Source organism: Pseudomonas sp. MF6747, from assembly GCF_963890955.1.
GTDB lineage: Bacteria > Pseudomonadota > Gammaproteobacteria > Pseudomonadales > Pseudomonadaceae > Aquipseudomonas.
Genome location: NZ_CAWPSZ010000053.1, coordinates 145587 through 167701 on the forward strand (window position 1 = coordinate 145587; position 22115 = coordinate 167701).

At 53.1% G+C, this 22115-nt stretch carries 17 protein-coding genes and 1 pseudogene; 3 read left to right on the forward strand and 15 right to left on the reverse strand.

Annotation, left to right across the window (positions count from 1 at the left end; all coding sequences use genetic code 11):
• Positions 1-4 precede the first annotated feature (4 nt).
• Genes AACW30_RS30665 through AACW30_RS30675 form a run of 3 tightly spaced genes read left to right on the forward strand, consistent with a single transcriptional unit; the run spans position 5 to position 1773 of the window.
• On the forward strand, positions 5-328 hold the full coding sequence (locus AACW30_RS30665) for a hypothetical protein (RefSeq protein ID WP_325167549.1): 324 nt from the start codon (positions 5-7) through the stop codon (positions 326-328).
• A gap of 47 nt (positions 329-375) precedes the next feature.
• A complete protein-coding gene (locus AACW30_RS30670) occupies positions 376-1113 on the forward strand; it encodes a HupE/UreJ family protein (protein ID WP_200624143.1) in 738 nt (245 codons plus the stop codon).
• A gap of 12 nt (positions 1114-1125) precedes the next feature.
• Positions 1126-1773, forward strand: a complete 648-nt coding sequence (locus AACW30_RS30675) for a transmembrane anchor protein (protein WP_200624144.1) — start codon at positions 1126-1128, stop codon at positions 1771-1773.
• Positions 1774-2061: 288 nt separating this feature from the next.
• Here AACW30_RS30675 and AACW30_RS30680 read toward each other — a convergent pair.
• From AACW30_RS30680 to AACW30_RS30745, 15 genes and pseudogenes are all read right to left on the reverse strand, one after another.
• A pseudogene (locus AACW30_RS30680) lies at positions 2062-2447 on the reverse strand (KUP/HAK/KT family potassium transporter); the annotation flags it as partial.
• Between the two features lie 173 nt (positions 2448-2620).
• Entirely contained in the window at positions 2621-3946 is a 1326-nt protein-coding gene (locus AACW30_RS30685; protein ID WP_200624145.1) for an OprD family porin, read from the reverse strand.
• 217 nt (positions 3947-4163) lie between these two features.
• The gene (locus AACW30_RS30690; RefSeq protein WP_200624146.1) at positions 4164-4496 is read right to left on the reverse strand and encodes a DUF2790 domain-containing protein; all 333 of its coding nucleotides are present in this window, start codon (positions 4494-4496) and stop codon (positions 4164-4166) included.
• 317 nt (positions 4497-4813) lie between these two features.
• Positions 4814-6076, reverse strand: coding sequence for a hypothetical protein (locus AACW30_RS30695; RefSeq protein ID WP_200624147.1), 1263 nt, complete (start codon positions 6074-6076; stop codon positions 4814-4816).
• 2 nt (positions 6077-6078) lie between these two features.
• On the reverse strand, positions 6079-7212 hold the full coding sequence (locus AACW30_RS30700) for a nucleoid-associated protein (protein ID WP_200624148.1): 1134 nt from the start codon (positions 7210-7212) through the stop codon (positions 6079-6081).
• A gap of 778 nt (positions 7213-7990) precedes the next feature.
• Entirely contained in the window at positions 7991-8383 is a 393-nt protein-coding gene (locus tag AACW30_RS31705; RefSeq protein WP_442793496.1) for a DUF6957 family protein, read from the reverse strand.
• A gap of 537 nt (positions 8384-8920) precedes the next feature.
• Positions 8921-10591, reverse strand: coding sequence for a TnsD family Tn7-like transposition protein (locus tag AACW30_RS30705; protein ID WP_200624149.1), 1671 nt, complete (start codon positions 10589-10591; stop codon positions 8921-8923).
• Positions 10592-10833: 242 nt separating this feature from the next.
• Positions 10834-12585, reverse strand: a complete 1752-nt coding sequence (locus AACW30_RS30710) for a TnsD family Tn7-like transposition protein (protein ID WP_200624150.1) — start codon at positions 12583-12585, stop codon at positions 10834-10836.
• Between the two features lie 15 nt (positions 12586-12600).
• Entirely contained in the window at positions 12601-14070 is a 1470-nt protein-coding gene (locus AACW30_RS30715) for an ATP-binding protein (protein WP_200624151.1), read from the reverse strand.
• Positions 14070-16235 carry a Mu transposase C-terminal domain-containing protein gene (locus tag AACW30_RS30720; RefSeq protein WP_200624152.1) on the reverse strand — a complete coding sequence of 722 codons (2166 nt, stop codon included), beginning with the start codon at positions 16233-16235 and terminating at the stop codon, positions 14070-14072. Before AACW30_RS30720 ends, AACW30_RS30715 begins: the two co-directional genes overlap by 1 nt.
• Positions 16232-17089, reverse strand: coding sequence for a TnsA endonuclease N-terminal domain-containing protein (locus tag AACW30_RS30725; RefSeq protein WP_200624153.1), 858 nt, complete (start codon positions 17087-17089; stop codon positions 16232-16234). Before AACW30_RS30725 ends, AACW30_RS30720 begins: the two co-directional genes overlap by 4 nt.
• Before the next feature lie 278 nt (positions 17090-17367).
• Complete coding sequence (gene glmS / locus AACW30_RS30730; RefSeq protein ID WP_200624154.1) at positions 17368-19200, reverse strand: glutamine--fructose-6-phosphate transaminase (isomerizing); 1833 nt, start codon at positions 19198-19200, stop codon at positions 17368-17370.
• Positions 19201-19210: 10 nt separating this feature from the next.
• Positions 19211-19978, reverse strand: coding sequence for a DeoR/GlpR family DNA-binding transcription regulator (locus AACW30_RS30735; RefSeq protein ID WP_106575964.1), 768 nt, complete (start codon positions 19976-19978; stop codon positions 19211-19213).
• A 211-nt stretch (positions 19979-20189) separates the two neighbouring features.
• Positions 20190-21557 carry a bifunctional UDP-N-acetylglucosamine diphosphorylase/glucosamine-1-phosphate N-acetyltransferase GlmU gene (gene glmU, locus AACW30_RS30740; RefSeq protein WP_124418817.1) on the reverse strand — a complete coding sequence of 456 codons (1368 nt, stop codon included), beginning with the start codon at positions 21555-21557 and terminating at the stop codon, positions 20190-20192.
• A gap of 123 nt (positions 21558-21680) precedes the next feature.
• Positions 21681-22097, reverse strand: coding sequence for a F0F1 ATP synthase subunit epsilon (locus AACW30_RS30745; protein WP_003177061.1), 417 nt, complete (start codon positions 22095-22097; stop codon positions 21681-21683).
• Positions 22098-22115: the final 18 nt, after the last annotated feature.

The following is a 22115-nucleotide window of genomic DNA, read 5'->3' on the forward strand; positions in this document are numbered from 1 at the left end:
ATTCGTGCTTGCTCTCGCCATGTTTATGGCTTGGGCTGGGCATGCCTATACGTTGTCGGTAACGACGACGTCACCTGCCTGGGAGATCGCGCAAGACACCTATCACGCCCATGACGGGCAGGCGGAGATGTCGAGCTTGAGCTACTCGGATCACTACCATTCCCCGCTGACTCCTGACCATCAGCATGAGACGCCGCAGTTCACCTCCGACTTGAGTTTGGCGGCACAACCAAAGCTCTCCATGCGAGTCGATGCCCCTCAATATTCCGTTCCTCGTCCGCCGATTTTCTTGATCGAGCGTCCACCCCGTCCGTCGTTCGCCTCCTGACCATGGCCGCACTGCGGCCTTCGATCTATGCAACGTAGGATTGATCTATGCATTCGCACTCGATGAGCGGCGTTGTCGCATTCACTGCGCCATCGCACCGCCCGCTACTGCTGTTGTTTTTACTTGTCGCTGCACTTTTCCTCGGGATGCCCGAGGCGATGGCTCACGCCGTCGCGGAAGGTGACAAGGGCTTCATCCAAGAAAATTCCGGCGTCATGTTGCTGCCCTTCATCTACATGGGCGCCAAGCACATGATGACGGGCTACGACCACCTGCTGTTTCTGTTCGGGGTGATCTTCTTCCTCTACCGCCTGAAAGACGTGGGGCTCTACGTCACGCTGTTTGCTGTAGGCCACTCGGTCACGCTGCTGCTTGGCGTACTGACCGAGGTCAGCATCAGCTCCTACATCATCGACGCTATCATCGGTTTTTCGGTGGTGTACAAGGCGCTCGATAACCTGGGTGCGTTCCAGCGCTGGTTCGGTTTCCAACCCAACACCAAGGTGGCCACGCTGATCTTCGGCCTGCTCCATGGATTCGGGCTGGCCACCAAGATCCAAGAGTACGAAATCTCGCCTGATGGCCTGATTCCGAACCTGATCGCATTCAACGTCGGCGTCGAGATCGGCCAATTGCTGGCTCTCAGCGCGATTCTCATTCTGATGGGGTATTGGCGGCGCACCGGCAGTTTCTGGCGCCACGCCTATACCGCCAACGTCGCCATGATGAGTGCTGGTTTCCTGCTGATGGGTTACCAGATCACCGGCCTGTTTGTCTCTGCGTAAGGAATTCTGACCATGTTCAATACTCCGCTTCCAACTGTTAATGAATTGCCAAGCACTCGCAAACTGGTGCGTTCGACCGTCATTGCACTGCTGACTGCCGTCGGCCTGCTGGTGACCGTTGTCATGCCTTCGGAATACGCCGTTGATCCAACGGGTGTGGGCCGAGCACTGGGGCTGACTCAAATGGGCGAACTGAAGATCATCCTTGCCCAAGAGGCTTTAGCGGATGCAGCTCCGCAGCAAGCATCAGCTCCAGCTCCAGCTCCAGCTCCGCATGTTGCGCAAGTTCAACCAGTTGCGAAACCTGCCCCTCAACCTGAAGCAACATCAACTCCTGCTTTGAAGGCGACCCAAATCACCGTAACGCTCAAGCCTGGTGAGGGGAAAGAAATCAAACTGGAAGTGCTGAAGGGCAAGACTGTCATCTATGAATGGACAGCATTTGGTGGGCCTGTGAACTACGACACCCATGGCGAGCCCTTCAACGGTGTAAAGGGTTACTTCCACAGCTACAACAAGGGCAAGCAGGTCAAAAGTGATAAAGGTGAATTCACCGCCATTTTTGACGGCACCCATGGTTGGTTTTGGCGTAATCGCAGCGACAGCGACGTGACCATCTCACTGAAAACGGCCGGCGATTACTTAAGCGTCAAACAGTAATTCGAAGCGCGCTGAATGTTCTATTTCCGAAAATGCAGCGTTCAGCCTGACCACAGACCATATATCTCATCCATTTTTTGAAGAGTCATTCCATGAAAACTCCAGCAACGCTGATTCGTTCGATGCTCCTGATCTGCTTTCTTGGCCTGATGACGGCATGCGGTGGCGGTGGCGGTGGCGGTGAGAAAGGAACAACCTCCGAAAGCGCTGAGCACGGACACGCACACGAGTAACACCCTGAATCAAACGAGGCCGCATATGCGGCCTTGTTTGTTTCTATATCTCAACCTACGTACCCAGTTCGATCACTCGGTTCAGCGGCAGATTAAAGTATTTAAGGTTGCCGTTGACGTTCTTCAATAGAAAAGTGAACAAGCTTTCTCGCCAACGAGCCATCCCGATACGCTTGATCGGAATAACCGTTTCACGGCTAAGGACGTAGGTGGGATGCATCGGGCAGAAATCCAGCTCATTCAAGTGTCAGAGACTCAAGGCTGCGGGTACGTCAGGCTCCACGATAAAGCCAAAGTGCAGGCTAACCCGGGAAAATCCTTCACCATAAGCATCAACTTCAAACCGCTGATCATCTGGCACGCACGGCTGTCTCCAGGTTCCACAGTTGGTAACACCACCTGCTCGTGCAGAACTTGTTTATGCAATAGATTGTGCGAAAGCGTACGAAGGGCAACATCAGCACTGGAATGACAGCCGGGACATACCAACAGTTATGTCAATCCACAAAAAAAGGCGCCACTAGGGCGCCTAAGCCGTCTCCAAAACCAAAGGAGAAACAAAGAGACGGGGTGTATCTGGTAATCGGACACCTGGTGCCGAGGGCTAGTGCCCGTTAAAGGAGTTGCAGTGGATATTCGACAATCAGTCGGACCTCGTCCAAATCAGATTCGAAATCGGTGGCTCGTGTCGTTGCCTGGCGAACACGCAAAGACATGTCCTTCAGAGAACCTGACTGGATGACGTACTTAGCCTCAATGTCTCGCTCCCAACGCTTTTGGTCCTGTAATGGGGCACCATCCGCTCCGCGCCGCATGTACACGCTGTTCGCGTTGGAATAGTCCGCGTCCCAACCCTTCGCGTAACGAGCCATGAAGCTAAGACCGGGGATGCCGAAAGCCTGCATATCTAGATCATAGCGTAGCTGCAAAGATTGCTCTTTCGGGGAGTTGAAGTCGCTGTACTGAATAGAGTTATCCAAGAAAATCGAATCTGATTGACGTAGGTAGTCAAAGTCGTCGTTGCCATTGTTACGCTGATACCCGACGGTCACCGTATGAGCTCCGAATTTGACCCCGGTCTTGCCGCTCCAGATGTTGTTATCGAAGCTCCCCAGAAGTTTTTTTCCCTCATCAACGGCTCGGTAATAATTAAAGCCACCGATCAGCGATACGCTGTCTGAGAGTGGATAGCTCAATGTGGTGCCCGCGTAATACTGGTTCCAAACATCCTTGAATTGGCTGGTGTAAAGACTTACACCTACGTGCTCATTGACGGTGTAATCGCCCCCTAGATAAGCAATCCACGGAGCATCAACCGCCCCGGCGTAGAAAGTCGAAAAGCCATCACGCATGCCACTGGAGTTGGGTTGGCTCATCGCATGCAGCCGACCACCCTGAAGGGTCAGGTCTTTGATGCTGGTGTTGGTAAACGTTGCACCACGGAAACTTTCCGGGAGGAGTCGGGAATCCCCATACGCCACGACAGGAGTCGACGGAAAGACATCCCCTACCTTGACGACTGTATCCAGGAAACGGACCTTCGCGGCCCCGCCTACTTTTGAATAGGCGTCTTCAGGTTGGCCTTTACTGTTGTGCGGCAAGACATCGACTGAACTTCTAGCTCCCGAGCGACCATCACCTGAATCAAGCTTGAGGCCTTCCATTGCAAACGCATCGATGCCGAACCCGATGGTGCCTTGTGTAAAACCAGACTCAAAACGACCGATAATGCCATGAGCCCATTCTGCTGAGTAGCCATTGCCCGTAGGACTTGACTGGCCTTTTCGATAATCTCGATTGAAATAAAGATTTCGATTGAGAATACTAAAGGTGCTCCCCTCAATGAACCCTTCAGGCTTTTGTTCAACGCCCACTGCAACTTGCCCCATGCTCATGCCAAGGGCAATGAGAGAAAGACCGTAAAAGCTTTTATTGTTCATTTAACACTCCAGGCTTTAGCTTGGCAGAGTTTCTTTGTGAAATATTTTTATCATTATAAAAGCCACCAGCACGTGAGGGTTTCCTCTACGCTCCGGCAGACATAATTTCATACAATAGATAACTCCAGCGTGACCTGAAAATTACTTCTATGTCAGCGAACAGTAAGCATGCCTAAAAATATATCGAGTAGTCTGGTGCAGTCATCGCTTATCTCTACTAGCTTCCGTGCGGGCAGTTTGTGCCCATGACCATGTACTCCAAGGTGTTGAGCTTGCCCGCCGAATCTTCATATGTCATGCGCGAAGGGCCTACGCTACAGGTTTTGTTAGCTTGCGTGACACTGACCACCTTCTGAACATCGAGGTTCATGCCATATTTATAATGCACAACTTCAGGTGCCGTCTTTCCGTTTTTTAAAGCGTACTGCTCCATCGCCTTCTGGTTCTCTTGCATCATTCGACCATAAACACGGTCACCGCCTCCTTCAGCCATGGCCAAAGAGGACAAGGCCAAAATGGAAACGGCAAAAAATACTTTTAATGATTTCATGAGTTTCTCCTAGAGTTCACTTACTTCTGACTAGAGGATAATCAATGATGCCTTTCAGTAAGCTGCCGCGAATATTACATATGTGTAAGCTGTCCCATAGTACTCGTGAGCTCGACTATTAAAAATTTAACTTTTTGGCGGAGTATGCTGAATGCGTCATACGAGCATCAGAAATCAACTCGCGTTCCACATGGAGTATCTACAAGCTTTTTATTAAAAACTGCATATCCTCCAGCTCATGGAGAGCTGCTTTACCGCTCCAGGTGGATAAGTCGTTGCGTGCAGCTAGATGTGACAACGAACGTATTACAAAAGCCTTATGGGTTGAGAAAATTAGGGGCTATGTTGAGCACCGAAAACACAATCGATAGGATGGTCTTTAACAGCCATAAAAAATCGTCCCTGTATTTTATCGCAGCCAGCAGCAAAGCCCCGACGATTGGCAGCAAGGACAACCCCTTGAGCAGCCGAAAGGTCCTGGTGAGGGTTCGGCCCTGCTTGTCGACTTGGTCGATAGTGATCCTGAGCAGGCCCTGTAGTTTCGGGGGATAGGTTTTTATCTTGTCCTTAAAATCATCGAAGATGACATTGAAGCTATGCAGCAGGCGCTCGGTTTGCAACATTTGATTGTGAAGGATTGCAAGCAGAACCACAGAGACCACTGCCAGCCCAAGGACAAGGATAAAACCTTCGAATCTTGAGGTCGTTTTCTCCAGAACGACCAAACCCGCTAACGATATCGGCAGAGCGAGCATCTTGCCGGCGATGTCGCCCAGCACCCCGCTAAGCTTAGTGCCATAGTCGATTTCAGCTTGGGCCACCTCGCGCCGGGCCCGCTCAAACGAGAAGCTATAGACATAGGTTTGCAGATTCGCACGGTACGTGGCGAGGACCTCCCGCCACTCCCGCACGATCACCAAGAACAGATTCGGCTCGCTCTCAAACTTCTCGATGACGCTAGCCACCGCCATCCGAATCATTAATTTTCGTTCGGAGAGGTGTGCCTTGTTTTCGTTTTTCCGATTGAGTATTTCTTCCAACAAGCTCAGGTGGTTGAGCTCATAGTCAAGAACCTTGATGTCAACCTGAGTAGGCAACAGAAAAGTTCTCGGAGGCTTAGCCCCATCAGGAGGCAGGGCAAAGAACAGATTATAACCATCTTGACTGCTGTCTTTGTCGACACCGATCGCTAGCAGTGCAAGCAGCTCGATCAGCCGGCAGACGCGTCTGAGCGCATTAATCGTCGGAGGTTCAGTGTCATCACTGTCCGCCCAACTTAGCTCAACAATGAATACGTTGCTCGGGAATTGGCCCTTGCCCAGTGAGCCATTGCGAGCGACAAACTCGCCTAAGTTAGTGTAGAACCGGCCCGACTCGTTCGATGGCAAGCGGAACTCAATATCGAGAGAGTCTGCTTCTTCAGAGCGATGCTCGAACTTGCCATAGGCTGCGGGAAGGCCATCACACATTCGCAACGCACCGATAATTTCAGGCGTTGGCCTCCCTTCATAGCGGATGACCCCGTCCTCAATGGCGGGCGCTCCGATGGCGCGGTAAAGAGCTACCACATTAGAAAACATTCTTAGCCGACCCTTGCCAGCAATTCTTTCTCGATCACACCAACCAGTTCGGCAGTCAGATTGGACAGGGTCAACTTCTTCCGTCCCTCATCATAATAAACGTCTGCGGCCGGATCCTTACCTAACGCCCCACGCTCGAATTGCAACGACCAGTTAGCCGCATCCCCCTTGATACGGGTCTTCTCTTTCAGCGATTTCGCATTGACCGTAAAGTCGTCTGGCACCTTATGTTTCTCACTATTCAAATAGTCTTTCAGACCAACAATTTCATCCACAAAGTCAGCGGGTACGTGTGCGACAGCGACGTGGCAGATAGCGTCCAAGCGCGCAGACTTGCCTGCGGCCAACTGCTCCTCCAGATACTTGATAACCGCCTCTTTAGCCTTATAACCAAAGCCTTTTAACGTTTTGTTGTCACGAAAAAACCGTGCAACGTTATCAATCGCATTTTTGGTAGCGCGTCCGGAAGCTACTCCTTTCGCACAACCAAGTGCGGAAATGAAATAGTCGGATGCCTGACTATCACGGCCGCGACTGATGAAGCACAGATAAGTTGAATCCACCTCATCCTCTACCTCATCCTCATTCTGCTCAGGCGCAGCAGCGGCCGCAGCTGCCATAGCCTTTATGGCCACGAAGCTCGCTAAGTTTATCCTGGCAGCCTGCTGAACCTTGTTGAGATCGACCTCTTGAATTTCCTTAGGCACATAGTTTTCGTCCAGCTGAATACCACCGCGCTCCTTCATGCTGGCGACCAGGAAAAAGTCGGTTGCGCCCGCGGTGTACTGGGCGCAAAGGATATGTCCACCAGTCGATAAGACTTGATTACCGGCTTGCTCCACCAGTTGGTCCATTGCCAAGTGGGTCAAGTCGATAAATTGCGCTTCATCATCTTGTACTTCTACGAACGCAGTGAAGCGCTCTGGAAACGGTCCCTGACGGTCATCATTGGCAAACTGGCCGTAGACCACGCTGTTGCCTTCTTTGCCGATGAGGCCGTGGATACCATTGACCAGAAAATGCAACGCGGGATTTTCAGTATCGAGCGCCACATCCTTCTTGACCACCTCGGAGATAAAGCTGGTCTTGGCCAGCTTCTTGAAGCTGTGAATAATGGCAGTTTTCAGCGTGATCATAGGTCGAATTCCGTTCCGATAGTATCAATATGGAATCACTGAAAATAACACCTTAACCAGCAAACTTCAGGGCTTATCTCGACACTCGACACCACTTACGGGCTTCAACACTTAGGTGATCAGTAAGACCGCACGAACCCATTAACTGTATATGCATACAGCTTAATAAGCTATGCCGTTCATTAACACGAAGATCGGAGCGTTGAAGCGCGGACCGCGTCATCTCGGAGAGTCACAGACCATGGTCTTTATCATAGACTCAGTCTGAGAAAGTTTTCCCAGCCTTATCCGTCGGTGCTGGAGCTCAACTGGGGCGTGTGGACCACTATCGCGAACTCTCGCGCTTGATCGCTTTGAAGCAACTTTTCAATGGAACCTATCCCAAAGATCCCCATGGTTCTGTGTAATGCCGCAAGAGGCCTTTTGCCTGCTGACGAACAGATTCTTGAGGGTCTGATCTCGAGACAGCTCACGCAAGAGCTCGCACGTTTGGACAATACTGCGGGTGCGCTCGCAGGGCATGGCCATATGTCACCACTCCGCTAGAATTTGCACTTAACCTTAGAAATCCCACTACCATCGTCAAGGCCTCAGTGGGTGCGAGCCATTCGTTTGAATTGAAGCAAGCACGCCGCTTGACTCACCAGAAGTAAACAAGGTCCCCATGGGCCTATTCTCAGGGACGATTACTGATACGTGGCCAACACGATGTTTTGGTAAGCACCGAGAAAATACCGGGATGGTTGAGTCGGTCGAAGCCTAAAATATTAAACGACTCTCAGTACAGGCTCTGCACTACGTCCAGGTTTGCTCGTACCCTTCGGCCGGGCCCCATCAACACATAAACGGTGTTTTTTGTCTCGAACAGGCAATCGTGAGTGAAGGAAACACCCAATGAGGTTCTTACCCAATGACCACGTGGGAAACGTCCTTTGCTATCGTGGAGAACAAATAAAGCGTTGACCAGAGTAGGAGTCACTCCTCTGCTAACAACGACCTTTAACTGACGGGGGGAGACCGCTAAATCAAACACCGCCCATTCAGCGACTAGGCAGTAGGGGCGTCCTGGGAAGTGAAATCCGACCAGAGCCACCGCGTCTGAATGAGCAAGGTCACATCCAGGTATTTTTTCACCCCCGGAAAGCAGTTCTACTAGGTCCGCCAGATTCATTCGTCCCTCCGACCCACTACAAAAATCGAGTCGAATGATCAATCACACCAATCAGCATAGCTGCCCGTAAATCGCCCGGTCTTAACTCCGATGAACAGCAGGCAAAACTTCGCTCATCTCCTCAACAGCTGACGGTTAGCCCTTTCGCTATGGTCTGATTTACGCCGAGATATCACTGATTGTGGGCTCACGTTCTCAAGACCTACAGCTCTACGTATACCCCGCCTCACTGAACACCACTATTTCAATGGGTGATGTTGCCGTCTGGAGTGGATTGCGCCAGCTACCGACGTAATGCCATTGCACATGCTTGAATCCGACGTAGAGATAGATGCCGATGTCTGCGGCATTGACTGGGCGATATTGGCGTGTGCGGCATAGACCCGTATCTGCGGAAGCCGCTGATATCGGTGCACGTCCAATGCCCCATCGATACGCAATTGGCGTCGGTATAAATAGTGACATCCACCGCGCAGCAATTCGCCTCAGAGATCATCGGATCCAGAGCATTGCTGTGCCATTTCATAAAAATGTCTACTAGAGCTTTGTATTGGACGCGATCATCTCCAAGTATGCATTGCCACCCATGGGAATATCATAACCTGGTGGCCCTTCCCATTGCCGAGAGACGCCGGTATTTCTAAGCGTAACTTCACAATCAATACCTTCTTTAACCATGTTATCTAAATCCCACTCAAAGTGATTTATGAAAGCTTGGCAGGCCACATGAGGTACTGTAGTCAATAACCTTAAGCTGGAGCTGTTTGGGGGTAACTTAAGTCTCGCGATCTCCGACATCGTCCATATAAATCTCCGTAACCGGAAATGCCAAAGAGATTCTAGATGAAGTTCAAGTTGTTCTGACACCAACGGAAACGACTTACGAGTCGCACGCTCCCTACTTACTTTTCGCGGCAAAAGTGCAAGCATGTTAGTGATATTTACTCGAACCTGTTTTTGGGTGATGCGGTACAAATTTTCAACACCTTTCTTAAGAATGGTTGCGTATTTTTCGTCCTCATCGCTCACCACCGACTCGATACGATTTTTCTGCTTTACGTCCCTTGTAATTACACTCAACAACCAATCCTTATCGTTTTCGTTGAGCCAGCGTGTTACTTGATAGGCATTGACCCAAAGATAGTCCATACCAATACCTGGCTTAACCTCAAGTAGTATTGAGATTTTCTCTCGATAAGCCTTTTTTTTACTTTCTGGCAAAGCTTTCCCTTTAAGACGGACCGTCGGGTTTACTGAGCTAGTAAGTAGAGCCTCTTCCGCTAAGCATTTCTCAAATTTCTCTGCACTATCAAAAAGATGGAGAGATATTAGAAGGTGCCGCGCCAACGGCATATCGATTTGACCTCTTGTTGTCGATAGTCTAATCCATTGGCGTCGGATGCCAGCTCCGTATGCCAGGTCAATTTTCGAAATAGTTTCATCGCCGAACCTATCGCGAATACTGCTAAACAATTTAGCAGTGCCAATGAGATTTCCGTGAACAAACCCACGTTTCTTTGCTTGACGCCGATAACAGGCCGCCAAAACCTTATAATCCACCGATGGCAGATTGCATTGCAGAATATCGTTTACAAAAACTGCATACTGTCGCTCTTCAGATGAGGCCAGTAAACGGTTCGCAGGTGTAATAGCGTTCCATCCACAAGTACAATCCTCGGTTAAAACAGGTAATAACTTGTTTTTACGAAAGAAAGGGTGAGAGCAATTCGGACAAGATTGAAGAAGCTCCTCGCCGTGCCGCCAGCAGGCCGTAACGCCCGGCACATGATGAGCGCGGTGCCAATATGCATAACCTGACTCTATGAGGTCGGCTTGCACACAGGCTAAGCAAATCTTGGCTCTGCTATTTTTGGTGCCCTCCCACCTAGGCACTCGAGCAACATCTGACAAAACTCTGTCCAGTTCCTTAGAGGGGTCTTTTGATAACCCTATAAAAGGCCTGTATGCAGGAAAATGAGTATTAATTTCAAGCAACTCATTAAAATTGCTTTCTTTAATTCCGGGCAATCGAGATGCAAGATTTTCTAATTGCTTTGGTATAATCGAAAGCTGAAATGGCGCAACTCCAAAAAGATCATGAAACGTTTCTGCCTCAGTTTTGTTTCCGGACAAAAAATGGTACCTCGTAATACGAGATAACAGTGTCTCGTCTGGCATCGATATTGGGAAAAAAAGAATACTGGACATGAGTAACCGACTTTCTAGCGTGGGTTCTGGTAGGACGTGGATCCTGTGAAGGAGTACTTTTATCACATATCACCCTGTACCCAGGCAAGGATTTTTATGAACGCAGCACAGAGCGAGCAGCCATCGACTACAACTTTAAAAACCGGCCGTTTTATTCGGTGTCATAATATAATACCGAACACATATAAATATCCTTCGTGTATCGCTTCGCCAAAAATTCACACAGCCAATCTACTCGCTGCTCATTGACGGGACTTCTGGCGACGGCGTTTCAGAACAACATCCATACTAGAATCAGAATGCAGCTCACCTGTGTACGGTTTTCTGATACACGCAGTTCGATATATCGATGATTGAGTAATGGGTTTGCCGTCCAGTTTTAGCTTACGCTTGGCCCAGCTCGAACGCCTCATATGGAATGCATCAAGGGTTTCGCATTCGGCTGCCAGCGCGGCCGCACAGAGCGGCAGCTTGTTGAGCTGCTTTTCAAACCTAGATAACACATGAAGCTCTCTACCTATTTTTGTCCGTGAGATACGAACAGGTTTACCTGGAAGCGTTCGTAACATCTCAGCGCATTGAACCACTTCGTTGGCAAGGTTAAGGTCGAGGGCCTTGAATCTATCTGCCCGCTGTCCGCACGGTTTGTGGGCTTTACTTGGCTCTTGTGTACGCTCGGACAGCCATTGCCGATCGTTTCGATGAAGCCACACATAATCTCGACACTCATGAGCTAGGCGAGCTCTGTAGTCCCCCTCAAATCGATTCCTCCTATCGCCCAGCTGTTTCGAAAGCCTCGCCTCTTTCCATCGGTCGGGTCCATCCGAAATCGCGCGTATCATTCGGTAGACGCATGTAACCGAATTCCTTGTTTCTGACGCTATGGTCTTCGCGTTAGCCCCCGAGAGCGCCAGCGTCCAGATCGCTTCAGATGCCTCACTCTTATACTCATTGGTGTTTGAGCGATTGGTTGGAGATCCGTTGGCAGCTCGTCCACCAGGAGTTTCTGTACTGGCTGTTCTATTAAGCGACTCGGTAATAGGCCCGTTCTGCCGCAGTATCCTTTCCATGTCGACCTTAAGCGCGCAGGCCAGCAGGATGAATTTCAGCGGATGATGGGTGCCCCTCGGCTTACGCAAAAGCTTCACAACCCAGGCCGCCGGTATATCCGCAGACGATTCGCTCAGTATCGAGTACTCCCCTGAGGAAGGGAGAGTCTCAAAGAACGCAGACATGTGCCGTGCCAATCTGCCTAAGTGCAGCCGACCAGTGTCAGAAGCCATTTCTAAGGCAATAGCGCTATCCAGAAACACCGATCGAATGGCATCAGGACATAATGGAGGAACATCGGTCTCAAGCACCTGCATCGAACGCCGCGCTATTTCGTGCAGAGCACTTTGTAGATTTTGAGGGATGTCTAACGAAATGGAGTGAGACTGAACGTCCTCATCGTCCGGCAAGTGCATTCTTCGAGAATTTCGGCTCAACCAGCGGTAATCAAGGAACTTCAACGGGTTTCTATGGTGGGGACAGATCAAAACACCTGGAAGCTGATGCACACGGTGCCAGTACGCTGCTCCCACACAGGCCATGTCCTGGACGATACAGTCGAAGCAAAATCGCACTCTCGAAGCGAACTCGAGTCGACTCGCGATTAACCCCAACTTTAGCATCAACCCCTCGCCGTTTCCCGCCATCAAGGTAATGGCGTCGTCCACCTGTTGCTTGGTCAAAAAAGGTTCGTAGTAGGGCAGCTGCGTATGACGCTTTATGACTGCGTCTAGCGATAAGCCCGTGCCACACGGCAGCGCGTCGGCAAGCTCAGCTAGTCGACATGGAAAAGCCACGTTCTGCGAGAAGAAGCTCGCGGACTGCGCTCCATCGAAAACTGCTCCGCAGCTACGTACGCCACAGAGCCGGGCGTATCTTGAAAGGACGCTGTGAAGCGTCTCATCAGGAAAAACGGCCGGAAAGAAATGGAATTTGAGCCCCATTTCGTCACCTTTTATTCACCCCTTCCGGTACAACGGAGAGAACTCAAATAGATCACTGTTTATCCAACCGGCGCTCTTCAACGCCTCAATGGAGTCTTCACTTTCACTTAGCGCCTGTGCCTCTGACGTCTCAACCGCCACCGCCATAGGCGACTGCGATTTGACTTGGTTAACGGCCGCCACATTAGATTTGGTGGCACTACTGTCGCTGCGATTGATGACACTGCGCAGCAGCGCCAGTCGCTCCGGCCGAGCCAAACCATCGAACGTCATCATGTCGCTTAGCTGGTCTTCAATCGGAAGCAAATCATCGAACTGCCGCATCCGTTTCGGATCTCGGCTTCGCAGGGCGGACAAAGCTGGCTTCAATATCTGCATCTTGGTGTTGCTCACCAACGCGATTGTCTCGGCGGTGACGCATTCCAAACCGCTCTGGATAGCATACCTCTGACTGAGCACCAAAAGCTTGACCAAAAAGTCGGTGACGCCTTGTGTATGCTCATACAGCGCATCAAACACATCCTCGTTCAGTTCGGCCGGCTGCTGGTACCACTGATAGCTCCAGAGGTTTACAACGAGCATGCGCCACTCGTCATCGTCCTTCTCAAAGCGTTTAAATTCGAGTACCCCTACACCGCAGCAACGCCTTGCGTTGCGCATGACGTCCGAAAATAGGCTGATCATCGAATTCGTCCCGATGAACACCACGGGAATGCCGATGTTGTTCACTAGATGGAGGAAGAAGTTCAGCATGTTGTCCTTGCCCCCAGTTTTCGCCAGGTGCAGGTTCTGAAGTTCGTCGATCAGCAGAGCGCCGATGAAAAATGTACTCGCAACTTGTTCCATTTGTTGCAACGAGTCATTGATGTTCCGAGCCCGATACCGCTTGTAGTAATCCTCATCACCTAACGCTCGCCCGACCGCATAGAAAAATTGCTGACAGAAGCCTGCCAGCGATCCATCTCGGGGGCAGTCAAGCTTGAGCCAGGTGATCTGGGTATGGACGAACTGCTTTCCTTCATAACGCTCGTGTCGAATCGTTTGAGGGTAGAGACTCAAAATGGCTTCGAGTGCGGTGGACTTTCCAATGCCACTAAGGCCGACCAGACTGAACGTTTCGGCAGTGGACTTGAATCCATCGTGGTAGCGCTGTGCGCCCGAAAGCGAGTGTAGATGTCTCACAGTGTCTGGAGAGGTCGGATTGCGTCCGACGTACCCACGTCGGACCAACAATGAAAATACGGACTCCAGATCAATATGGACTAACAGAGGCTGAACCACCGTCCTCAACCGGTCGATACAGTGGATCCGAGCCGATGGGGCAAGGGTGAGCTCCTCGGGATCAACACGACGGGGAAAATTAGAGATCAGCTGGCCTGCCACCTCCTCTGAGAAGATCGGTGGCAGCGCTTCAATAAGCGGATTTCCCGCGTAGTCCGCTATCACCTGCTTGGTGTAGCTTGCGAAAACTTGGGCGCCTTTCATTAGTTTTGTCCTGGGCGGAGTCGTTTGAGCATATCGATGACCTGAGCGCTGCGAGGGCCGGCAAAGTTCTCCGAGCGTTCTCGGGCGGTCTCTGCCTTCTGCCCAGACGGTTCAACCCTCACACCCTCTGGCACATGGGCGGTCTCCCGCTCCTTGAGGCGTTCAACAGCGCGGTTCTCACGAATATTTCCAATCATCTCGGCTTTGGTCGCAGGCGCTGGCTCTTCCTTTCGCTCAGCCATCGCACCGCTGACGATTTGATTAACTTCCTCTAGAAGCGAAATCCGACTCTCCAACTCAGCGCGTTTATGAGCCGGTGGAGTCTGACGGTAAGCTTCGAGCAGGTCGAAAATTTCATCGGATCGATAATCAGCATATTTGCTATCAGACTTACGCAAATCGCAACGGATGAACTGTTTGTTGTCTCCCCGGATCCAAATATGTGCTGAGGAATTCGGGTCATACCAACACTCTATCGACCAAACCCCGCGGCTACGGGCTTTCGCAAACCAGTTGTTCTCGATTGCTACATCACAGACGTAGTGCATCCCTCGGAATAGCACACCACTCTTTTGCACCGTTGCTTGCTCGCGCGGAAGCAAATGGAGATAGACCAGCTCGTCGGGATGATTGTTTGGTTCGACATGGCCATTTTCTAATGCCCAAGTCCAGATACCTATCGGCGTCGGATCGACACCGTCGTTCATCATCTCTTGAGTGAGCCTGTCGGGCTGTCTGTTGAAGCGGTTATAGTGAAGGACGCACTGGATGATGATCTTGGTGAACTCTTTAATACTCAGCGTCGCGTCGAGTCGGTAATCGCGCTCGCCACGCTCCTTCTCCCTAGCCGCTACACCACCTGGAAGCCACCTGATACCTGTCAGATCGTTCAGGATACCGAACCGGCTCTCCACCATCGACTTCCAGTCCGGTCGGTAAGGCGGAGCGATTCCCAGCTCGATATTCAGGCCAGTGGCAAGACCTTCAGCTGCTTTCCCCAACATCTCGCCTCGATCAGCGTAGATGTGATGTGGGAGGTGGTGACAGGCCCATTCCTCTGGATCGATCGTGACCCCATTGGTAGCGCAAAACTGAACCTTCGAAGTGAAAGCGTTGAACAACGCTTGCCTGGCTCCGTTCCAACTCGGCCCCTCCAACCCGATGTAGAGACCGACGATCATGCCGGAAAAGCTATCAATGACGACGTACACAACCGGCCGTCCAATGAGCATTCGCCTGGAATAACCGTTCACGAGATAAATGTCAGCAATGGTGGCATCGATCTCAAACTGATGGCAGGGGCCGCGAAGCCAGTCACGCACGGTTCCAGAAAGGGGGCGGCAATCTTTTAGCCACTTCCGCATTCCCTTACGGCCACGTTCAGTTTCAACCTCGTCGAAATATTGCTTTCCCCAATAATCGAACTGTCTAAAGGAGGGAATTTCCGATTCGGGCAGGAGACGACCACTCGATTCTGGGTTTTTCGACAGGTCTTTCGCTGTGTAGAACCTCCTGAGCATCTCGACATAGGAGCTGGTTATCGTAGAAGTCTTATCCCCCACAAATAACGAGTAACCGATACGGATACAACGCTTATCCAAGGTATCGATAACCTTGGTCGGTGAAACGGCAATACCTTGATACTTTGGTTTCCTGCCCGGGGGTTTTGCGGGATCATACTTGCGCTCAGGAACTCCGACGCCCGCGTAGTTTTTCAAGAGCGCATTTCGAACTTGGCCATTGATCCAGTAACGGTACAGAAGTCGATAGATACTCTTGCGCTGTAAACCGAGCTCAACAGCTCTAGCGCCGACCATTCGCCCCATCTCACCGGGAGCAAATATCTGACCTGGATAACCTGAGTCGATCAGGGGTGCGATGATGTTCCACTTTTCATCCCTTTCCCGCTTCTTTTTCTCATCCAGGTCATCCTCTAACACTAAGAGAAACTCAGGCGTAACAATCTTGGCTGGCTTCGTATCACCTGCAATGAGGGAGCCGCGAAGCTCCTCCAAGCCCACACCAATCGGTTGGCGGGGCGGGGCCGTTAATTGGATCAAAACGACCGCATCGTATAGCTCATTGACGTACAAGACCCTAACAATGCCCGGCACAACTGAAAACTCAGTGAGCGGTTCGAAACAATCATTGACTTGGACTTTCATGATAAGCCCTCCGCCGCCAGTGAAATTTTTATTGGGCTTTCGATGATTTCAAAGGTTGGTAGTGGTGCAGTCATTTGAATTGGAGTACCAACCAAATCTACCTTGATCGACTTGGCCCATATCAGGTGATGGTACAAAGCCCGAGAATCTTGATAGGTGATAAATAAACGTGCCGCAATCTTCCGCAGACTTTCAGCAGTACTCCACGGGTAAGGACGACAGCTCGCTAAGTGCCCCAGAAAATCGGAGTGTAATGATGGCTCTGCCAAGGCGCGCGGCAGCTGAGCGAACTTTCTAAGTAAGCCTAAATTCTTGATCAAATCGGGGCTGAACATTTCTTCAGTGACAATGGCCCAATCAACGTGCTGGCCAGCCCAGAAACGCTTTTCGATCTCAAATTTTTCCAACGTCCTCTTGGCTGGTTTGCCTTCGAGGTCGCTGCGGTATTTGATTGTTCGGGCTACAGATTTAAAGCTGCCGTCAGGCTTTTTTATTGTTAATAAAAAATCCGTGGTCATGACGTAAGGAAGCACTGTCTTCGGATACCTGGGGTATCGCACTCCGATAGAGCTCGCGATTGCTTGAGCGCTTTCTCGCGGCAGCAATGGATACTGCTCGCGTATATCCACAACATCCTCCGAAAATTCGCATACCAAAAAATAGGCGCGTTCTAGGTCAGAAAAGAGGTGATGGAGGCGATCGATCTTCACACCTTGGATCTTGTGGGAGCGTCCTCTGGAAGGCACGTCTTGGACGCGCAGCCACGGCAGATAACTGGCACCAGCTCCGCTACCGAATCCATTCGAAATATGCCGCTGAATATCTGTCTCAGACGAAAACCTACGACCGCGCAATGCTACCTCCTTCGTCCGCCGGGACCGCCTCTCCTCCCCATGAAAATAGTGATAGGAAAAAATCGTCCACCATCTACCGATGGTACAGCGATCTTTAGCCTACTCCCGGAGCGGAACGAAGCGGAGAATCTAGACCGATGGCTCAGCCCCAAAATGGAAACCCCCTAGATACGGGGGTTTCGGCCTTGTGTCAATCTATGTTGTGTCGTGTCAATCTTTATTGTTTTGTGTCAATCTTTATTGTTAGAAACCAGTGCGGGCCTCCAGCGTGTGCCGTGTTACTCCACCGTCACCGACTTCGCCAGGTTACGCGGCTGGTCCACGTCGGTGCCCTTGAGCACGGCAACGTAGTAGGACAGCAACTGCAGCGGGATGGTGTAGAGGATCGGCGACAGGGTGTCGTGGATGTGCGGCATGTTGATGACGTGGGTGCCTTCGGCGTTGGTCATGCCAGCTTTTTCGTCGGCGAACACGATCAGTTGGCCGCCACGGGCACGCACTTCCTGCAGGTTGGATTTGAGCTTTTCCAGCAGTTCGTTGTTCGGCGCGACGGTGACCACTGGCATGTCGTCATCCACCAGGGCCAGTGGGCCGTGCTTCAGCTCGCCGGCTGGGTAGGCTTCGGCGTGGATGTAGGAGATTTCCTTGAGCTTGAGCGAGCCCTCCATCGCCACCGGATATTGCGCGCCACGGCCGAGGAACAGGGTGTGGTTTTTGTCGGCGAACAGTTCGGCGACTTTTTCCACGGTGCTGTCCATGGCCAGGGCTTCGCCCAGGCGGGCTGGCAGGCGGCGCAGTTCTTCGACCAGCGTGGCTTCGACGCCTTCGGCAAGGGTGCCGCGAACCTGGCCCAGGGACAGCGTCAGCAGCAACAAGCCAACCAGCTGGGTGGTGAAGGCTTTGGTGGAAGCCACGCCGATTTCGCGACCGGCCTGGGTCAGCAGGGTCAGGTCGGACTCGCGCACCAGGGAGCTGATGCTGACGTTGCAGATCGCCAGGCTGGCGAGGAAGCCCAGCTCTTTAGCGTTGCGCAGTGCCGCCAGGGTGTCGGCGGTTTCGCCGGACTGGGAGATGGTCACGAACAAGGTGTCGGGTTGCACCACCACCTTGCGGTAGCGGAACTCGCTGGCGACTTCGACCTGGCACGGGATGCCGGCCAGTTCTTCGAGCCAGTAACGCGCAACCATACCGGCGTGGTAGCTGGTGCCGCAGGCGACGATTTGCACGTTGCGTACTTTGGCGAACAGCTCGGCGGCTTGTGGGCCGAAGGCGTTGACCAGCACTTGGTTCTGGCTCAGGCGGCCTTCCAGGGTGCGTTGCACCACGGACGGTTGCTCGTGGATTTCCTTGAGCATGAAGTGGCGGAATTCGCCTTTGTCAGCGGCTTCGGCACCGTCACGGTATTGCACGGCTTCGCGCTCGACGGAGTTGCCGTCAACGTCCCAGATCGCCACGCTTTCGCGGCGGATATCGGCGATATCGCCTTCTTCCAGGTACATGAAACGGTCAGTCACTTGGCGCAGCGCCAGTTGGTCGGAGGCGAGGAAATTTTCGCCCAGGCCCAGGCCGATCACCAACGGGCTGCCACTGCGCGCGGCAACCACGCGGTCTGGCTGGCTGGCGCTGACCACGGCCAGGCCGTAGGCGCCGTGCAGCTCTTTAACGGTGGCCTTAAGGGCGACGGTCAGGTCGCCGAGGTCCTTGAGCTTGTGGTTCAGCAGGTGAGCGATGACTTCGGTGTCGGTGTCCGAGGTGAACACATAGCCCAGGCCTTTGAGCTGCTCGCGCAGCACTTCGTGGTTCTCGATAATGCCGTTGTGCACCACCGCCAGGTCACCGGAGAAATGCGGGTGGGCATTGCGTTCGCACGGCGCACCGTGGGTGGCCCAGCGGGTGTGGGCAATGCCCAGACGGCCGACCAGCGGCTCACCTAGCAGGGCTTGCTCCAGTTCGCTGACCTTGCCCGGGCGACGCATACGCTCAAGCTTGCCGGCGTTGGTGAAGACCGCCACACCGGCGCTGTCGTAACCGCGGTATTCCAGGCGCTTGAGGCCTTCAAGCAGGATGGCGGTGACGTTGCGTTCAGCGACTGCGCCTACAATTCCACACATGGTTTTTCTCCTAGATGATTGCCGCGCATATCAGCGTAATGCCGCGGGCTTGGATCTGGTCGCGGGCCTCAAGCGGCAGGCGATCATCGGTAATAAGGGTATGGACGCTGCTCCAGGGCAGTTCCAGGTTGGGAATCTTGCGGCCAATCTTGTCGGACTCGACCATCACCACCACTTCACGGGCGACCTCGGCCATCACGCGGCTCAGGCCCAGCAGTTCATTGAAGGTGGTGGTACCGCGCTGCAGATCGATGCCGTCGGCGCCGATGAACAGTTGATCAAAATCGTAGGAGCGCAGCACTTGCTCGGCCACCTGGCCCTGGAACGAGTCCGAATGCGGGTCCCAGGTGCCGCCGGTCATGAGCAACACCGGTTCGTGTTCAAGCTCGCTCAAGGCGCTGGCCACGTGCAGGGAGTTGGTCATCACCACCAGGCCGGGCTGATGGCCCAGCTCAGGGATCATGGCGGCGGTGGTGCTGCCGCTGTCGATGATGATGCGCGCGTGTTCACGCAAGCGCATCACGGCCGCACGCGCGATGGCGCGCTTGTAAGCCGAGATGGGCTGGGCCGCGTCCCCCACCAGTTCCTGAGGCATGGTGATGGCGCCACCGTAGCGGCGCAGCAACAGGCCATTGCTTTCCAGCGCGGCCAGGTCCTTGCGGATGGTGACTTCCGACGTTTCGAAACGCTTGGCCAATTCGTCCACGCTGACTTCGCCCTGTTCATTGAGCAAGGTCAGGATGTTGTGGCGTCGTTGGGGTGTATTTCGTTTCGACATGGTGATGATAAGTTTCGTTTCGAAAGATAACGAGGGCAATCAAAACCTATTGGCGAAAGATCGTCAAGCGGGGCGAACAAAATTTTTAAGCCCACCACACAGCACATGTGGGAGGGGGCTTGCCCCGATAGCAGAGTGTCAGTCGATTCATAAGCTGACTGATCTACCGCCATCGGGGGCAAGCCCCCCTCCCACATTGGTTGTGGATAACTCAGGTCTTTTTGATTTTGACCGGGCGTTTCCAACCGTCGATGTTGCGCTGGCGGGCGCGGGCCACAGCCAGTTGAGACTTATCCACATCCTGATTAATGGTGGAACCCGCTGCGGTATTGGAGCCATCGCCGATAGTGACGGGAGCAATCAGCGAGTTATTGGAGCCGATGAATACATCCTCACCAATCGTCGTCTGATACTTGTTCGCGCCGTCGTAGTTGCAAGTGATCGCCCCCGCACCGATGTTGCTGCGAGCACCAATCACCGCATCGCCCAAATAAGCCAGGTGGCCGGCCTTCGCGTCGTCGCCCATGCGCGCGTTTTTCAGTTCGACAAAGTTACCCACATGCGCCCTGGCCCCCAGCACGCTGCCCGGACGCAAACGCGCGAATGGGCCAGCATCGCTGCCCTCGCCCATCACCGCACCGTCAATATGGCTGTTGGCTTTGATCACCACGCCTTTGCGCAGGGTGCTGTCCTTGATCACGCAGTTCGGGCCGATCACCACGTCGTCTTCAATGATCACGCGGCCTTCAAGGATCACGTTGATATCGATCAGCACGTCGCGGCCGACGGTGACTTCACCGCGCACATCGAAGCGGGCGGGGTCGCGCAAGGTCACGCCTTGGGCCATCAGACGGCGGCCTTCACGCAGCTGGTAATGACGTTCCAGCTCGGCAAGCTGCTTGCGGTCGTTGGCGCCCTGCACTTCCATGGGGTCGTGGGGCTGCTCGGTGGCGACCAGCAGGCCATCACTCACGGCCATTTCGATCACGTCGGTGAGGTAGTACTCGCCCTGGGCGTTGTTGTTGGACAGGCGGCTCATCCAGTCGGCCAGTTTGTTGGCCGGCACCGCGAGAATCCCGGTGTTGCCTTCAGTGATAGCGCGCTGGGCTTCGCTGGCGTCCTTGTGCTCAACGATGGCCGCCACCTTGCCATCGGCATTGCGCACGATGCGGCCATAGCCGGTCGGGTCATCCAGCTCTACGGTGAGCAGGCCCATCTGGCCAGGCACTACGTGCTTGAGCAGACGTTGCAGGGTTTCCACTTCGATCAACGGCACGTCGCCGTAGAGGATCAGCACCGTGTCGGCGCTGATGAACGGCACGGCCTGCGCGGTGGCGTGGCCGGTGCCCAGTTGTTTGTCCTGCAGCACGAAATTCAGGTCATCCGCCGCCAGGCGTTCACGCACCACGTCGGCGCCGTGGCCGATCACTACGTGAATCCGCTGGGGGTCCAGTTGCCGGGCACTGTGGATAACATGACCGAGCATGGAATTACCCGCGACCGGGTGCAGCACCTTGGGCAGGGCCGAACGCATGCGAGTGCCCTGGCCTGCGGCGAGGATGACGATTTCAAGAGACATGAATGGCTACCAATCCTGGGCGGTCCGGCTTCAGACCAGAGAAGTGTTTTGCTAAAAAAGAAAAAGGGTAGCCGAGGCTACCCTTTTTAATCAATCGCACATGAAGCATGACGGCTGGGCCGCTTACTTCTTGCGGATCTGCTGGAGCGTGCGCAGCTGAGCTGCAGCTTCGGCCAGACGTACAGCAGCAGCGCTGTAGTCGAAGTCCGCGCCCTTTTCGTTCAGGGCCTTCTCGGCAGCCTTGACGGCTTCCTGAGCGGAGGCTTCATCCAGGTCGCCAGCACGTTGCACGGTGTCGGCAAGTACCTTGACCATGTTCGGCTGAACCTCGAGGAAACCACCAGAGATGTAGAACACCTCTTTTTCCCCGCCTTGCTTGGTCAGAGTGATCGGACCTGGCTTCAAGCTGGTGATCAACGGCGCGTGGCCCATGGCAATACCCAGGTCACCGAGTTCGCCGTGTGCAATCACCATTTCTACCAGACCGGAGAAGATTTCCCCTTCCGCGCTGACGATATCGCAATGGACTGTCATAGCCATCTGATTGCCTCAACCTGA

Bases quoted from the DNA above. Each gene is read 5' to 3' on its own strand.
- AACW30_RS30670 (WP_200624143.1), top strand. From the start codon at position 376: ATGCATTCGCACTCGATGAGCGGCGTTGTCGCATTCACTGCGCCATCG.
- glmS (WP_200624154.1), bottom strand. From the start codon at position 19,200: ATGTGTGGAATTGTAGGCGCAGTCGCTGAACGCAACGTCACCGCCATC.
- AACW30_RS31705 (WP_442793496.1), bottom strand. From the start codon at position 8,383: ATGAATCTGGCGGACCTAGTAGAACTGCTTTCCGGGGGTGAAAAAATA.
- AACW30_RS30715 (WP_200624151.1), bottom strand. From the start codon at position 14,070: ATGAAAGGCGCCCAAGTTTTCGCAAGCTACACCAAGCAGGTGATAGCG.
- AACW30_RS30685 (WP_200624145.1), bottom strand. From the start codon at position 3,946: ATGAACAATAAAAGCTTTTACGGTCTTTCTCTCATTGCCCTTGGCATG.
- AACW30_RS30675 (WP_200624144.1), top strand. From the start codon at position 1,126: ATGTTCAATACTCCGCTTCCAACTGTTAATGAATTGCCAAGCACTCGC.
- AACW30_RS30745 (WP_003177061.1), bottom strand. From the start codon at position 22,097: ATGGCTATGACAGTCCATTGCGATATCGTCAGCGCGGAAGGGGAAATC.
- glmU (WP_124418817.1), bottom strand. From the start codon at position 21,557: ATGTCTCTTGAAATCGTCATCCTCGCCGCAGGCCAGGGCACTCGCATG.
- AACW30_RS30710 (WP_200624150.1), bottom strand. From the start codon at position 12,585: ATGGGGCTCAAATTCCATTTCTTTCCGGCCGTTTTTCCTGATGAGACG.
- AACW30_RS30695 (WP_200624147.1), bottom strand. From the start codon at position 6,076: ATGTTTTCTAATGTGGTAGCTCTTTACCGCGCCATCGGAGCGCCCGCC.
- AACW30_RS30690 (WP_200624146.1), bottom strand. From the start codon at position 4,496: ATGAAATCATTAAAAGTATTTTTTGCCGTTTCCATTTTGGCCTTGTCC.
- AACW30_RS30720 (WP_200624152.1), bottom strand. From the start codon at position 16,235: ATGAAAGTCCAAGTCAATGATTGTTTCGAACCGCTCACTGAGTTTTCA.
- AACW30_RS30705 (WP_200624149.1), bottom strand. From the start codon at position 10,591: ATGTCCAGTATTCTTTTTTTCCCAATATCGATGCCAGACGAGACACTG.
- AACW30_RS30735 (WP_106575964.1), bottom strand. From the start codon at position 19,978: ATGTCGAAACGAAATACACCCCAACGACGCCACAACATCCTGACCTTG.
- AACW30_RS30700 (WP_200624148.1), bottom strand. From the start codon at position 7,212: ATGATCACGCTGAAAACTGCCATTATTCACAGCTTCAAGAAGCTGGCC.